We start from the raw sequence: 15,131 nt of genomic DNA on the forward strand, positions 1-15,131 counted from the left end.
CTACGCCGACGTCGCGGCGCCGTCCCTGGTCAGCGCACCGAGCACCTCGTCGGTGTGCTCGCCGTGCGCGGGCGGCGCCGACCCGAGTCGCGGACGTTCGCCGGCGAAACTGACCGGAAAGCCGATCTGGCGCAACGGCCCTGACGGGTGATCGACCGTGCCGATCATCCCGATCGCCTCGGTGTGCGGGTCGTCGTAGATCTCGTCCAGGTAGCGGATCGCCGACACCGGCACGCCGTGCTGCTCGAGGACCGCAACCCAGTGATCGACCGTCCCATCCGCGAACGCGTCCGTCAGTTCCTTTTCGAGCAGTTCCCGATTCGCGACCCGATCGCGATTGCGGTAGAACTCGGTACGCTCGGCCAGGTCGGGCCGGCCGAGCGCGGTGCACAACCGGTCCCACAGTCCGTCGTTGCCGACCGCGACGACGAAATAGCCGTCCTGTGCTGGAAATGCTTGATACGGAGCGAGATTCGGGTGAGCGGAGCCGAGCGCGTGCGGTCGCTTGCCGTCGGCGAACCAGTTCGTCGCCCAGTTCACGTGCATCGCGAGCTGGCATTCGAACAGCGACGTCGTCACGTACTGGCCGCGTCCGGTCCGGGCCCGCTCGACGAGGGCGGCGAGCACCCCGATCGTGCCGAACAGGGCTGCGCCCAGGTCGCCCATCGCGTACCCGGCCTTCATCGGCGGACCGCCGGGTTCACCGGTCAGGGACATGAGCCCACCGGCGGCCTGCGCGACCATGTCGTAGCCCGGCTCGTCGCGCCGCGGACCCACCTCGCCGAACGCGGAGATGTGCAGCACGACCAGGTGCGGGTGACGTTCGGACAACGCGCGGTAATCGAAGATCCGTTGCAGACCGCTGCCGGGCCGGAAGTTCTCGACCACGACGTCGGCGTCCTCGAGCATGCGGTGCACGATCTCCTGCCCCGACTCCGACTTCAGATCGAGCGCCACCGACTTCTTCCCGCGGTTCACCGCCAGGTAGTAGGTGGCGTCGTCGCCGACGAACGGCGGACCCCACTGACGGGTCGGGTCACCGGCGTCGGGATGTTCGATCTTCACGACGTCCGCGCCGAGATCGGCGAACGACATCGTCGCGTACGGTCCCGCGAGGATCTTGGACAGGTCGACGACCTTGATCCCGGCCAGCGGGGCGGGGCCGGTGGGATACGTCATCGGGTAGCTCCCGTCAGATCGGTGCGCGGCGCCGAGCCCCGCGCGATCTCCGCGGCGACCTCGGTGCCGTCGACGATCACCTCGAGATGTTGCAGCGCAGCAGTATTCGTCTCCGAACGCATATCGGAGAGGTACGCGTTCGCGACGAGCAGCGAGCGGTGGTCGCCGCAACAGTCGATGCGATGCGACGCGAGATCGTAGAGTTGCACCGCCATCACCGCCCGCGCGAGCGCATCCGTGTAGCGCGCCATCTCGACCTGCGCGCGGGTGTCGTCACCGGCGAGCAGATCGTCGCCGGTCGCCGCGAGCGAGCCCCACAGGTCGGTGAGGATCTGCGCCCCGGGCCGGCAGTCCGGTGCGAGGGCGGCGAGCGTGGCCTGCATGGTCGCGGCGAGTGCGCGGTGTGCGTTCTGCTTGCGCATGCAGCGCAGGACGTCGAGCGCGATGACGTTCGACGAACCCTCCCAGATCGAACCGAGATGCGAGTCGCGGACCAGCCGGGCGAAGTCCCGCTCCTCGATGTAGCCGTTGCCGCCGCGGATTTCCATCGCCTCGCCGGTCACGCTCCGGGCCCTCTTGCAGACGTAGTGCTTGGCGATCGGGGTGAGGATCCGGATCAGGGTCGTGGCGTCCGCGTCGCCGGCGTCGGCGCGTTGCAGGCAGTCGGCGCTGTAGCCGACGAGGGCGAGTGCGCCCTCGGCCTCGAGCAGCAGCGGCAGCAGGGTTGCGCGCATGAGCGGCTGGTCGAAGAGGGGTTTGCCGAAGACGACGCGTTCGCGGGTGTGGTCGGCGGCGTCGCGGACGGCGCGGCGCATCAGCCCGGCCGAGCGCATCGCGTTCGACAGCCGCGAGGTGTTGAGCATTTCCGTCATCTGCCGGAACCCGCGGTCGAGCTCGCCGACCTGCAGGGCGTAGGCGCCGTGCAGGGTGACCTCTCCGCTCGGCATCGACCTCGTGCCCAGCTTGTCCTTCAGCCGATCGATCGTGTACGAGTTGCGGTCGCCGTTCGGAAGATGCTTGGGCACCATGAACATTCCGACGCCGCGGGTCGAGGTCGGATCTCCACCGGGGAATCGTGCGAGGGTGATGATCACGTCGGCGTCCGGGTTGGACGCGAACCACTTCCGGCCGGTCAGGCGCCATCCTGTCTCGGTGCGCTCGGCACGGGTATCGGTCTGTGCAATGTCGGTGCCGGCCTGGGTTTCGGTCATGAACATCGCGCCGGTCAACCGGCCCGGTCCGGTCGAGGTGAGTCCGTCGATCCAGGTGCCGAACACGTCCGGGTCCCCGAACATCCGCAGCGTGCGGGCGGCGGCGTCGGTCATCGACACCGGGCACGCGAGGCCGAACTCCGCCTGGACGAACAGATACGACGCGAGGTACTTCACGAGGTGCGGGGGAGTGCGGTCCCAGCCGTGGACGGGCCGGTGCGAGAGGGCGGACAGCCCGTACTCGCCGAACGCCGCCTCGCACAGTTCCAGGTAGGCGGGGTGGTAGTCGATCCGGTCGATACGGTTCCCGTCGGCGTCGAATTGGCGAAGGACGGGCGGATTCTTGTCGGCGACCGCCGCGAGCCGGACGAGACGATCGGCGGTGTCGGCACCCAACCGGTCCAGCAGTGCATCGGTGTTCGTGCGGTCCGCGTCGTCGATCCACCGGTCGGCGACGGCTCGGAGTGCGGGGTCGCGGTGCGCGTAGTTCATGGGATTCCCTTCGGCTCGAGGATCGTCTCCACTGTCACCCGCCACACCATGTAGAGTCCAAGACCTAATCGATTGCTATTCATATCCAGCACCACACAATGCGGGGTGACGTGGACATTCGTCAGATCCAGGCGTTCCTGGCGGTCGCCGAGGAATTGCACTTCGGGCGCGCGGCCGAGCGGCTCCACATCGCGCAGCCGCCGCTGAGCCAGACCATCCGGTCCCTCGAACGCGAACTCGGCGTCGAACTCTTCGCGCGCACGACGCGCTCGGTACGGCTCACGGCGGCCGGTTCGGCGCTGATGGCCCCGGCACGCATCATCGAGACGCAACTGAAGGTGTGCCGGACGGTGACGCGGGCGGCGGCGCTGGGGGAGACCGGCGTCGTCGGCATCGGATTCGGGGGCGCCGGCGGGTACGCCGTGCTCTCGGGACTGACCAACGCCGTCGCGGAGGCATATCCGGGCATCGCGCTCGAGCTGCGACCGCAGACGTACTCGGGGCAGGCGGTCGAGCTGATCCGCGCGGGCACAATCGATCTCGGGATCGTGTCGCTACCGGTCGGCGGCGATCTGGAGACGCTGACCGTGCGCAGGGAGACGCTGCTCGCGGCGCTGCCCGTGCAGCACCGGCTCGCCGGCGAGGAACGGATCGCGATGCGCGAACTCGCCGCGGACCCGTTCGTGATGTATCCGTCGGCGCACGGCTCCCGCGTCCGGGAGGCGACGTTCGCGCTGTGCGCGCAGGCGGGGATCACCCCGCGGACGGTGCACGAGGCGCCCGACCCCTACAGCCTGCTCGCGCTCGTCGGCGCCGGGCTTGGGGTGGCGGTCGTCGTCGACTCCACCACGCACGTGCGGGTGGACGGCGTGGTCTACCGGCCGATCGAGGACGAGGTGCCGCCACTCGAGATCGCGATGGCCTGGCGCGCCGAGAATCCGAACCCGGCTGCCCACCGGGTCGTCGCCGTGCTCCGGGACATGGACCTCCCGTAGGTTCCCGGCTTGGTACGGTCTCGGGCGGAGGTGACGCCTGTGGATACCGGCAGGATCGACGAACTCGTCCGGACCAGGATCGAGACGGTCGAAGAACTCGAAGCGGTCGTCGGGGTGCCCACGCCGGCGATCCTCGAGAAGCACACGACGTTCACGACGCCGCTGATGCGCGAGTACATCGAGCAGGCGCGATTCTTCGTGCTCGCAACCTCCGACGCGGACGGCAACTGCGACTGCTCGCCGCGCGGGGACCTGATCAGCAAGGTGCTGTTCCCCGACGACAAGACCCTCGTGCTCCCGGACCGCCCCGGCAACCGGCGGGCCGACTCCTACCGCAACATCCTCGAGAACCCGCACGTGGGAATCCTGTTCCTCGTACCCGGTGTCGACGAGGTGGTGCGCGTCAACGGCAGGGCGTCGCTGTCGACCGATCCCGACCTGCTGGCCGAGCTCGCGATGTCCGGCAAACCTGCGCAGCTTGCGGTGATCGTGCAGATCGACGAGGCCTATCTGCACTGCGCGCGGGCGATCCTGCGCGCCAAGCTGTGGGACCCCGAGACCTGGGTCGAGCCCGAGTCGGTGCCGTCGCTGCGCGACATCCTCGCCGAGCAGCACAACCTGAAGCACGAGGACCTCGAGCCGGCCCGGCAGGAGGCCTACCGGGCCGAGCTCTACTGAGAACCTCGGATCACTGCACCCGTTCGGCGAGCAGCGGAACGAGCTCATCGAGCGCGAACGGCACCGACAGCGCCGAATTCGTCGAGAACGCGGCGGAGATGTCCGAGTCGCTGCCGAGCACCAGGAACCGGCCGTCCTTCACCGCCGGGATCTGCTGGAACAGCACATTGTTCGTCACTTCCTCCGACGGCAGGTAGATCGGCAGGACGATCAGCATGTCCGCGTCGAGAAGGTTCAGGTTCTCCTCGGAGACCGGGATGAAGAAGCTGTCCGTCTCGGTGGCCTGCACCTGCGGGTTGTTCACGAACCCGAGTTCGGTCAGAAAATCGACCCGGGAGTCGCCGACGACGTAGGCGCCCCAGCCGTCGGACGTGTAGGCCGCGACGGTGACGGTCTTGCCGGCGAACTCGGGGTTCTCGGCGGCGGCCGCCGCGAAGTCCGCGTCGATCTGCGACAGCAGCTCCTCGCCCTTCTCCGGCACGCCGAGTGCCGTCGCGACCGACGTCACCTGATCGTCGAGGGAGGTCAGATAGGCGTCACTGCCCTCGGGCACGCCGACGGTCGTCGCGATCTTCGACAGCGACTCGTACCGGGCCGGGTCGCCGGAACTCTTGGTGTCGAGGATCAGATCCGGGGTCACCGCCGCGAGCATCTCGTAGGACGGCTCGAGCGTGCCGATGAGCTCGGGCGACGACGTGTACAGCCCCTCCGCCCACGGGCCGACGCCGTCGCCCCCGAACGCGAGCCAGTCACTGGCAGCGACCGGCTGAACCCCGAGCGCGAGTGCGGTCTCGGCGTCACCCCAGCCGAGCGCGGCGACCCGTTCGGGCTGCGCATCGATGGTGACGTCCCCGAACTTGGTGGTGACGGTCGCGGGAAATGCGCCGGAGCCGGTACCGGAGTCGGATTCGGTTCCGGTGTCGTTCGAGCCGCACGCCGTCAGAGCGAGGGCGGTGGCGGTGACGCTGGCGGTGAGCAGCGCGGCGGATCGACGCTTCATGGATTTCCTCGACTCGTGTGCACGGCAGTTCGATGAGGCAACCCTAATCTGCGTGCGGTTCCGAGGGCGCCCGGGGCGCGGACCGCGGCGCATCGTCTATATGTGTGGAATGGAAAATTCGAGCATCGTGTGCGAAGCAGGGGGACTGCTCGAAGCCCCGCTCGTGCAAGCAGACGGATCCGTGCTGTTCGCCGACACCACCACCGGTGGCGTGTACCGCTGGAACTCCTCCGGGACGCGGACGGTCGTCGAGCGCCGCCGCGGGATCGGCGGGCTCGCCGCACACGCCGACGGGGGCCTTCTCGTCAGCGGACGCGACCTCGCGTACGCCCGTGACGGCGAGACCGTCACGATCCTCGCGCCGGACGGCGCCACCGGAATCAACGACATCGCGGTCACCGCGGACGGGTCACTGCTCGCCGGCGTGCTGCGCCATCGTCCCGCGCTCGGCGAGTCCGCACCGCCGAGTGAACTGGTGAAGATCGCACCGGATGGATCCGTGCGCGTCGTCGCCGACGACCTGTTGTGGCCCAACGGGATCGGGTTCTCACCCGACGGGGCGACCACCTACGTCAGCGAGTACGCGGCGTCGCGGGTGCGCAGGTTCGACGGGGAATCGACGGCGGTGTTCGCCGAGGCTCCGCGCGGTGAATGCGACGGACTCGCCGTCGATGTCGAGGGCGGTGTGTGGGTGGCGCTCGGCAGCGGTGGGGGCATCGCCCGATTCACTCCGGCCGGTCAGCTGGACGAAATCGTCGACCTGGACGGTCGTTTCGTGTCGTCGCTGGCCTTCGCCGGCACGAGCATCTACGTCACGACGGCGGGCGCCCTGCTGCGTCTCGACGTCGGGGTCGCCGGTGTGCCCGTCTCCGAGGCGAAGGTTCCGACCGGCCGCATCCCGGGATGATCTCGGCGTGGTGGCGGCCGCGGTGAACGTCTCGAACGTTCGGTTCCCGAAGGTTCAGCGGGCGCGCAGCGCGGTCGCTGCGCCGGCGACGGCGGACGCGGCGCCGGCACCGGCCAGTCCGGTCAACATCGCCACCGCGACGGTCGCGGAGAAGGCGGTGCCGACCGCCGACTCGACGACGGCTCGGAAACCCGAGGTGCGAGGCGAGGGCGGGGCGTACTCGAGCACCGGCATCGGAAGGTGTGCTCCCGGGAGTCTGGTCGGCGCCACGGGCCGCGGTCGCCGATCGGTGCGGGTGTCGATGAAGTCGAGGGCGAAGGCGATCTCAGTCATGTCCGGGTCCTCCCCGTGTGCCGTCTCACATTGGTCTTCAGTGTTCCGGTCTTCGATCGCCGGGATGTGGCGTCGCTTTGAACACTGTGTTTCGGAATCGGATGTTTTCGGCAAACGACGCTCCGATTCCGTCCGCGCGTGACCGGTGAGTTTCGAACTCCGACAGCTTCGGGCCTTCCGCGTTGTGCGGCCTGGCCGGGAATTCGCGAATCGGCAGCCGCCGCTGGTATGTTCGTGCGCAGTGAACAACACATTGCAGCTTTGACGCAGACCTTCCGCGCTGGTGAGCCGCGCCTTCGTGCGGTGGTGATTCCGTGGGCCCCCGGAGGGAACCCGACACCGGGTTCCCGGCTCCCGCATGCATCGGAATCGTCTCTCGGAGCTCACTGTGATCACCTCATCGCCCTGTACATCCCTGACGTCGTCCGCACTCCGACCCGACACGTCGGACGCGCACACGACGGAAACCGCTCTTGACCGCACCCACTTCCGGGCCGACTGCAGTCGCTGCTTCGCGTTGTGCTGCACGGCTTTCGGATTCTCGAGATCGGCGGACTTCGCCGAGGACAAGCCCGCCGGCGCCCCGTGCCGGCACCTGGACTCCGCGTTCGGATGCAGCATTCATCGAGCATTGCCGTCCAGGGGTTTTCGCGGATGCACCGTGTTCGACTGTTTCGGCGCGGGACAGGTCGTCTCGCAACGACTGTTCTCCGGGACGAGCTGGCGAGAACGCCCGGAGCTCCGGGACCGCATGTTCTCCGCGTTCAAGATCGTGAAACAGCTGCACGAGATGCTGTGGTACCTGCTCGAGGCGCAGGAGCGTACCTATGATCCCGACGCCGAGGACGAAATTCGGGAACTCGCCGATTTCCTCGTATCCCTGACTCGCGGTGACGTGGACGAACTGCTTTCGGCCGACATGGGCGATGTGCATGCCTCGGTGCGAGCCGTCCTGATGACCGTCAGTGCGCACGTGCGGGTTTCGTACTTCGCGGACGGCGGCCGTGTGCATCCGCGCATCGCCCCGGGTGCGGATCTGGCCGGAACGGACCTTCGTGCCTACCGGCTGTGCGGCGCCGACCTGCGGGGAGCGGTTCTGATCGGTGCCGACCTGAGAGGGTGTGATCTCGCCGGGGTCGATCTGCTCGGTGCCGACCTGCGTGATGCCCGCTTGGAGGACGCCGATCTGTCCCGCGCTCTGTATCTCACTCGACCGCAGCTGAGTGCCGCCCGAGGTAACGGGAGGACGCGCGTCCCCGCAGCGGTGTCGGTACCCGAGGGTTGGTGTTGCGAGTAGCCGGACTACATGCTGTCCGGGGAATCCCCGAGAACACGGGCAACGAACCTGTCGAGCCGATGACGGAGGTTTTCGATCCGGGTCTCGGTGGGCAGTGAGCGCTCCGGCTGGGGGTCCGGCAACGGCATCAGGTTGCGCACGTAGAGCGAACAGTGGAAGTCCGTGCAGATGTACGTGCCGACACTGTTGCCCGCTTTCCCGGCGGGTCCGGCCTTGGCGGCAGTGAACAGGTTCGTGTCCGCGTTCCGCCGGGCGGACCGGCACAGATTGCACATCACCCCCCGTGCGCGGGACGGATCGGAGCCTGCGACGCGGAACTCGACACCGACGAATCCGTCCTCGCTCTCGCAGACCAGATACGCACGCTGCGGTGCCCGCGGGTCGATCCACCCGTAGAAGTCCAGGTCTTCCCACGGCGTCCGATCGAAGTCGTCCGGGAACGACACCGATTTGACTCTGCTGCGTGAGCTGTTGACGAAGCTGGCCGTGATCTCGCTTCTCGTCGGCTGCCTCACGTGTCCTCCTCCAGTTTATGAAACGATCGTAGTATAAACTCGGCGTCGTGGGACGCCCCAAGAACGACGCACGTCGACGTGAACTGCTCGCTGCCTCGGTCCGATATGCACAAGAGCGAGGCCTCTTCGGTCTGACGCTCCGGCCGCTCGCCGACGAACTGGGCACATCGACGCGGAACCTGCTGCATCACTTCGGCAGTCGGGAGGAACTGATATCCCGGATCGTCGACGAAGTCCTCACCGGTCAACTCGAGGCTTCACGCACACTGCTGTCCCGGATACGAACACTCGCGCCGGCAAGCGCCGCCGCGACCCCCACCGGGGTCGCAGACGTCATCGCGGACGGTCTCGAACTCGCGTGGACCCAGGGAACGACTCCCGAGGGCCGCACTCGGATGGCGATGTTCTTCGAGATCTATGCCGCCGCGGCGCGAGACGACGATCTTCACGCCAGGTTCGTCGTTCCCGTCGTCGCCGAATGGGTCGTCCCGATGGCACAGGCCCTCGAAGCAGCCGGTGTTGCGGACGCGCGATCGCTTGCCCACCGCATCCTGGCGGTCCACCGGGGACTACTCCTGCAGGCCACGGTGTCGGGCCCCACCCCCGAAATCGAAATCGCACACAGGGATGCGGTCGCGGCCATCCGAAACGAGATTGTTGCTCCCTGAAGGAGGTCGTGGCCATTGCCTGCGGGGGAGCGGAGGAGCACTGTGGATTACAGGGAATCGACCGGCGGCGCCACGTCGGCGCCGCCCTGACCGGAAGGGTGCCGATCGTGTATGCACGCTCGACCACAATTCATGCGCATCCGTCCTACATCGACGCCGGAATCAAGCACGTACGCGACAACGTGATGCCGGCGCTCACGGACATCGAGGGATGCATGGGAATGTCCCTGTTGATCGATCGCGACTCCGGCCGGTGCATCGCGACCAGTTCGTGGCGGGACGAGGAATCGTTGCGCGCGAGCGAGGGACCGGTGCGCGAGTTGCGGGATGCCGCCGCCGAGATCTTCCACGGCACCACGGAGGTGTCGCGGTGGGAGATCGCCGTCATGCATCGTGACCACCACGCCGAGCGTGGGGCCTGCTGCCGGGTCACGTGGATCAAGACCGAGCCGTCCGACATCGACCACGGTGTGGACCTGTGGAAGATGGCCGCACTGCCGAAGATGGAGGAAGTCCCCGGTTTCTGCAGCGCCAGCCTGATGCTCGACCGCGCACCAGGCCGCGGAGTGTCGTCCGTGACGTTCGACAGCAGAGAGGCGATGGAAGGCAACAGGGAACGTCTCGACGCCATCCGGGCCGAAACGGCACGCGCTGCGGGTGCCGAGATCCTCGACAGCTGCGAGTTCGAACTCGCCATCGCGCACCTGCACGTCCCGGAGATGGCGTGAACGATTAGGCGGCCGCGAAGGACGACCTCGCCGAGGGCCGGCGGCCGTCGCAGCCGCCGGCACCACAACCACATCACCCGAGCCATCCTCCCGAATCCGAGCGGAGGACAGCGGCAATCGCGCACCATGGTTCCGTGACCACACCCGACGAGGGCCGTCCCGCCCGAGCACCGCTGGTGCTCACATCGCTGATCCTCGTAGCGGCAGTTGCGAACCTGAACCTCGCCGTCGCGAACGTCGCGCTCCCCGACATCGGGAAGGCGTTCGACGCCGGCCAGACCGAACTCAACCTGATCGCGGTCGGCTATTCGGTCGGGTTGGCGGCGTCGGTGCTCTACCTGGGCGCAGTCGGTGACCGCTACGGCCGCAAGACCATGCTGGTACTCGGCATGTCGTTGTCGGTGCCGGCATCGCTCGTGGCCGGGTTCGCTCCGAACGCGGAGATTCTGTTCGCGGCACGGGTGGTCGGAGGCGTGTCCGCCGGTCTCGCCTTCCCGACGACGCTGGCGTTGATCACCGCGTTGTGGTCGGGTCCGGCGCGGACCCGCGCGATCGCGTTGTGGTCGTCGATCGGTGGCGGTCTCACCGCCCTCGGCCCGCTCGTCGCCGGGGCGCTCCTCGAGGGATTCTTCTGGGGATCGGTGTTCCTGGTGACGATTCCGCTGGCGTTGCTGGCGCTGGCGCTGACGTGGGTGCTCGTGCCGAGCCACGTCAACGAGTCCACCGATCCCGTCGACCATCTCGGTGGCATCGTCTCCGTGGTCCTGGTCGGCTCCCTGGTGCTCGGCATCAACTTCGTGCCGGTCGACGGGATGAAGACCGTCGCCGTCTCCGCGCTGGTGATCGCACTCGCCTCGGGGATCGCCTTCGTGCTTCGCCAATTGCGGGCCCGCAACCCGCTCTTCGATCTGCAGGTCGCGCGGCGGCGCATCTTCTGGGTCGCCGCGGTCGCGGGCATCATCGTGTTCGGCACGCTGATGGGCACGATGTACATCAGCCAGCAGTATCTGCAGAACGTGCTCGGATACTCGACGCTGGCGGCCGGTTCGGCGGCGCTGCCCGCGGCGCTGGTGATGGTGCTGGTCGCACCGCACTCGGCGAAACTCGTCGAATCGCGGGGTTCACGGTTCACCCTGCTGTCCGGATACGTGGCGATCGTGGTGGGACTGGTCGTCGCGCTGGTGTTGTGGGACGAGGACGCGCACTACTGGACAGTGGCGCTCGGGTACATGTGTCTCGGGGCGGGAGTGGGTCTCGCGGGGACACCGGCGTCGCATTCGCTGACCGGTTCGGTGCCGGTGGCCCGCGCCGGTATGGCCTCGGGTACCGCGGATCTGCAACGCGACCTCGGCGGGGCGATCGTGCAGTCGATCCTCGGTGCGCTGCTCACCGCCGGGTACACCGCGTCGTTCACGTCCACCATCGCCGCGAGCCCGCAGGCGTCGTCGGTCAGCGAGCAGACGCAGGTCGCCCTGGAGAAGTCGTTCGCGGGCGCCGTGAACATCGCCGAGACGTATCCGCAGTACGCGCAGCAGATCATCGCGGCGGCCCGGTCGGCGTTCCTCGACGGCGACACCCGCGCGTATGCCGCAGCGATCGGGATCGTGCTGATCGGAGCGGCGCTGGTGTTCTTCGTGTTCCCCAAGCACGATGCGGAAACCGCACTGCTGGAGCGGTATGCGGCCGAGGACGCGGAGACCGGGGGCAGGGAGAGCGGGGACGCGGAGACCGGGGACAGGGCGATCGGGGAGGCAGGGTAGAAAACCGGGCACCCTGTTCCTTCGAGAGGTTCCGATCGTCGCCCGGAGTGACCACCGGCCGAAGCGAGGTTTCGTGTCGGGAATGTTCCGTTCGTATTTCGTGCGGACGGCGTCGCCGCGCTCGTCGCGCGCACCGAGAACAGCTGTGGTGGAATCGGGCCGTCGTCGCTCGGCCGGGAGGATTTCATGGGCATCAGGGTCGCACTGGAGCATCGGACGGAATACCATTTCGACCGCCTCGTCGAGGTGCACCCGCACGTGATTCGGTTGCGGCCGGCTCCGCACACTCGCACCCCGATCGAGGCGTACTCGTTGAAGATCGAACCGGGCGGGCACTTCGTCAACTGGCAGCAGGACGCTTTCGGCAATTTCCTTGCCCGCGTGGTCTTCCCGGAGCGCGCCGGGAAGCTGTCGATCACCGTCGGACTCGTGGCCGACATGGAAGTGATCAACCCCTTCGACTTCTTCATCGAGGACTTCGCCGAATACTTCGGGTGGGAGTACCCGCCGGAACTCGCGGCCGACCTCGAGCCGTACCTGCGCCCGGTCGACGAGGGCGACCCCGGCTCGGGACCCGGCGAACTCGTACGAAAGTGGTTGAAGGGCTTTCATATTCCGGACAAGATCCGCACCATCGACGTGCTCGTGTCGCTCAATCAGGCACTCGAACGAGACATCGAATACAGCGTCCGGATGGAACCGGGGGTACAGAGCCCCGACCACACCCTCGCGACCGCGGTCGGTTCGTGCCGCGACTCGGCGTGGCTGATGGTGTCGGTGCTGCGGCAACTCGGTCTCGCCGCCCGGTTCGTGTCCGGATACCTGGTCCAGCTCACCGCCGACCAGCCGGCCCTCGACGGTCCCAGCGGCCCGGCCGCCGACTTCACCGACCTGCACGCCTGGGCGGAGGTGTACGTGCCGGGCGCCGGCTGGATCGGGCTCGACCCCACCTCCGGGCTGTTCGCGGGGGAGGGGCACATTCCGCTCTCCGCTGCCCCGCACCCGGTGTCGGCAGCGGCGATCACCGGTGCCACCGGGAAATGCACCGCGACCCTGACGTTCTCGAACACCGTCACACGCATCCGGGAGGATCCGCGGGTCACGTTGCCCTACACCGACGAACAGTGGGAACGCATCTGTGCTTCGGGCGCCGCACTGGACGCCCGCACCGCCGCCGCGGACGTGCGGCTGACGGTCGGCGGGGAGCCGACATTCGTGTCGATCGACCGCTACGGCGACCCGGAGTGGACCACCGAAGCCGACGGAGCCCACAAACGCGAACGTGCCTCGGACCTCGCCGAGCGGCTGCGCCGCATCTACGCGCCGACCGGCCTGGTGATGCGCAGCCAGGGCAAGTGGTATCCGGGAGAGGCGTTGCCGCGCTGGCAGATCGCGCTGTTCTGGCGCAAGGACGGCGGCGCGCTGTGGCAGAACCCCGCGCTGCTCGTCGACCCGTGGGACCCGGCGAACCCGCCGTCCGCGCAGGCCGCCGATGCCGAGCATCTCGCCGTCGAACTCGCCACCCGGCTCGGATTGCAGCCGGATGTGGTGCAGCCCGCCTACGAGGACGCGCTCGCGCGGCTGCACCGCTGGGTGCGGCTCCCGGCCGGGCCGCCCCCGGACCCTGCCGACGACCCGGCACCCGACGTCGATTCTCCCGACGCCCGCCGCGGGTTGCTCGACAGGCTCGAACGGTCCGTCACCGAACCGGCCGCGTGGGTGATCCCGCTGCAGCGCCGAGACGACGACGCCGGCTGGCAGAGCGGCCGGTGGAAGATGCGCCGCGGCCGCATCGTCCTCGTCGAGGGCGATTCCCCCGCCGGGCTGCGCCTGCCCATCCGCTCGGTGAGCTGGGAGGAACCGGACCCACTGTTCGAAGCCGATCCACTCCACGACCGGCCACCGCTGCTGTTCCAGCCGGCGCCGCCACCCGCACCGACCGCCGTCGCGTCGCCGACCGTCGGTATCCCCACCGCGCTGGTCACCGAGGTGCGCGACGACGCACTGCACGTGTTCCTTCCGCCCCTGGGCGCGCTCGAACACTTCTACGACCTGATCGCCACCGTCGAGCAGGCCCGCGCCGCGCGGCTGACCACCGAGTCCTTCGACGTCGACGGCACCCACACCGGCACCGGCGGCGGCAACCACATCACGCTCGGAGGCGCGAAACCGAGCGATTCCCCGCTGCTGCGCCGCCCCGACCTGCTCGTCTCCCTGCTCACCCACTGGCAGCGGCATCCCGCGCTGTCGTACCTGTTCTCGGGCCGGTTCATCGGCCCCACCTCGCAGGCGCCGCGCGTCGACGAGGGCAGGCCGGACGCGCTGTACGAACTCGAGATCGCCTTCACCGAGATCGAGCGGCTCACCGGCGACGCGGACGACGACCGGCCGCCGTCACCGTGGGTCGTCGACCGTGCGCTGCGGCACCTGCTCACCGACCTGACCGGCAACACGCACCGCGCCGAATTCTGCATCGACAAGCTGTACAGCCCGGACTCGGCGCGCGGCCGGCTCGGAGTGCTCGAACTGCGCGGCTTCGAGATGCCGCCGCACGCGCAGATGGCGATGGTGCAGTCGCTGCTGGTGCGCGGACTCGTCGCCCGGTTCTGGGACGAGCCGCTGCGGGCACCGCTGGTGCGGCACGGCGCGAACCTGCACGGGCGTTATCTGCTGCCGCACTTCGTCGCGGCCGACATCGCCGACGTCGTCGCGGATCTGCGCGAGCACGGCGTCGACTTCGACACCGCCTGGCTCGACCCGTTCCTCGAATTCCGCTTCCCCCGTCTGGGCAGCGTGCAGGCCGGCCCGGTCACGCTGGAACTGCGCGCCGCCGTCGAACCGTGGCACGTGCTCGGCGAGGAAGCCACTGCCGGTGGCACCGCCCGCTACGTCGACTCGTCGGTCGAACGGCTTCAGGTGTCCGTCACCGGCGCCGACCGCGGCCGGTACGTCGTCACCTGCAACGACGTGCCGGTGCCACTGCTCGAGACCGGCAAGGACGACGTGCAGGTCGCCGGGGTGCGGTATCGCGCATGGCAGCCGCCGAGCGCCCTGCATCCGACGATCGAGGTGCACAGCCCCCTGGTGTTCGACGTCGTCGACCTCGAGTCGGGTCGCTCGCGCGGCGGCTGCACCTACCACGTCGTGCATCCCGGTGGCCGCGCCTACGACACCCCGCCGGTCAACGCGGTCGAGGCGCAATCGCGCCGCAACCGCCGGTTCGAGGACCACGGATTCACACCCGGACGTATCGACCTGGCAAGGTTGCAGGAGACGCAGGCGCGGCTGGCGGCGGACGTGACGGCCCCCGGACTCCTCGACCTGCGACGGACGGACACCGCCTGGCGTTGACGGCACCGAAGCAGAGG

13 protein-coding genes are annotated in these 15,131 nt (G+C 68.5%); 8 read left to right on the forward strand and 5 right to left on the reverse strand.

Annotated features, from left to right (window positions below; genetic code table 11):
- Positions 1-1,179, reverse strand: coding sequence for a CaiB/BaiF CoA transferase family protein (locus tag ACWDTS_RS11385; RefSeq protein ID WP_450110501.1), 1,179 nt, complete (start codon positions 1,177-1,179; stop codon positions 1-3).
- The gene (locus ACWDTS_RS11390) at positions 1,176-2,882 is read right to left on the reverse strand and encodes an acyl-CoA dehydrogenase family protein (protein WP_450110500.1); all 1,707 of its coding nucleotides are present in this window, start codon (positions 2,880-2,882) and stop codon (positions 1,176-1,178) included. The genes ACWDTS_RS11385 and ACWDTS_RS11390 overlap by 4 nt, the downstream gene beginning before the upstream one ends.
- 110 nt (positions 2,883-2,992) lie before the next feature.
- Here ACWDTS_RS11390 and ACWDTS_RS11395 point away from each other — a divergent pair, with 110 nt between their 5' ends.
- Positions 2,993-3,877: a LysR family transcriptional regulator gene (locus ACWDTS_RS11395; protein WP_450110499.1), complete on the forward strand. Its 885-nt coding sequence runs from the start codon at positions 2,993-2,995 to the stop codon at positions 3,875-3,877.
- A gap of 39 nt (positions 3,878-3,916) precedes the next feature.
- Positions 3,917-4,555 carry a pyridoxamine 5'-phosphate oxidase family protein gene (locus ACWDTS_RS11400; RefSeq protein ID WP_450110498.1) on the forward strand — a complete coding sequence of 213 codons (639 nt, stop codon included), beginning with the start codon at positions 3,917-3,919 and terminating at the stop codon, positions 4,553-4,555.
- Positions 4,556-4,565: 10 nt separating this feature from the next.
- Here ACWDTS_RS11400 and ACWDTS_RS11405 read toward each other — a convergent pair whose 3' ends face one another.
- Entirely contained in the window at positions 4,566-5,555 is a 990-nt protein-coding gene (locus ACWDTS_RS11405) for an iron-siderophore ABC transporter substrate-binding protein (protein ID WP_450110497.1), read from the reverse strand.
- A 109-nt stretch (positions 5,556-5,664) separates the two neighbouring features.
- Between ACWDTS_RS11405 and ACWDTS_RS11410 the strand changes: the two genes are divergently transcribed.
- Positions 5,665-6,462 (forward strand): SMP-30/gluconolactonase/LRE family protein, encoded by a 798-nt coding sequence (locus ACWDTS_RS11410; RefSeq protein WP_197251028.1) that lies wholly within the window; start codon positions 5,665-5,667, stop codon positions 6,460-6,462.
- A gap of 54 nt (positions 6,463-6,516) precedes the next feature.
- Here ACWDTS_RS11410 and ACWDTS_RS11415 read toward each other — a convergent pair whose 3' ends face one another.
- The gene (locus ACWDTS_RS11415; protein WP_197251029.1) at positions 6,517-6,795 is read right to left on the reverse strand and encodes a hypothetical protein; all 279 of its coding nucleotides are present in this window, start codon (positions 6,793-6,795) and stop codon (positions 6,517-6,519) included.
- Between the two features lie 661 nt (positions 6,796-7,456).
- On the opposite strand from ACWDTS_RS11415, the gene ACWDTS_RS11420 reads away from it, so the two are divergent.
- Positions 7,457-8,092, forward strand: coding sequence for a pentapeptide repeat-containing protein (locus tag ACWDTS_RS11420; RefSeq protein WP_450118205.1), 636 nt, complete (start codon positions 7,457-7,459; stop codon positions 8,090-8,092).
- A 5-nt stretch (positions 8,093-8,097) separates the two neighbouring features.
- Here the strand turns inward: ACWDTS_RS11420 and ACWDTS_RS11425 are convergent, their stop codons facing one another.
- The gene (locus ACWDTS_RS11425) at positions 8,098-8,607 is read right to left on the reverse strand and encodes an FBP domain-containing protein (protein ID WP_450118206.1); all 510 of its coding nucleotides are present in this window, start codon (positions 8,605-8,607) and stop codon (positions 8,098-8,100) included.
- Between the two features lie 47 nt (positions 8,608-8,654).
- On the opposite strand from ACWDTS_RS11425, the gene ACWDTS_RS11430 reads away from it, so the two are divergent.
- The 4 genes from ACWDTS_RS11430 to ACWDTS_RS11445 all read left to right on the forward strand — a co-directional run bounded on the left by ACWDTS_RS11430 (position 8,655) and on the right by ACWDTS_RS11445 (position 15,114).
- Positions 8,655-9,275, forward strand: a complete 621-nt coding sequence (locus ACWDTS_RS11430; protein ID WP_450118207.1) for a TetR/AcrR family transcriptional regulator — start codon at positions 8,655-8,657, stop codon at positions 9,273-9,275.
- 98 nt (positions 9,276-9,373) lie between these two features.
- Positions 9,374-10,003 carry a hypothetical protein gene (locus ACWDTS_RS11435; protein ID WP_450118246.1) on the forward strand — a complete coding sequence of 210 codons (630 nt, stop codon included), beginning with the start codon at positions 9,374-9,376 and terminating at the stop codon, positions 10,001-10,003.
- Between the two features lie 134 nt (positions 10,004-10,137).
- Positions 10,138-11,763, forward strand: a complete 1,626-nt coding sequence (locus ACWDTS_RS11440) for an MFS transporter (protein ID WP_450118208.1) — start codon at positions 10,138-10,140, stop codon at positions 11,761-11,763.
- 186 nt (positions 11,764-11,949) lie between these two features.
- On the forward strand, positions 11,950-15,114 hold the full coding sequence (locus ACWDTS_RS11445; protein ID WP_450118209.1) for a transglutaminase family protein: 3,165 nt from the start codon (positions 11,950-11,952) through the stop codon (positions 15,112-15,114).
- Positions 15,115-15,131 lie beyond the last annotated feature (17 nt).

It is taken from the genome of Rhodococcus sp. NPDC003383 (assembly GCF_053589115.1).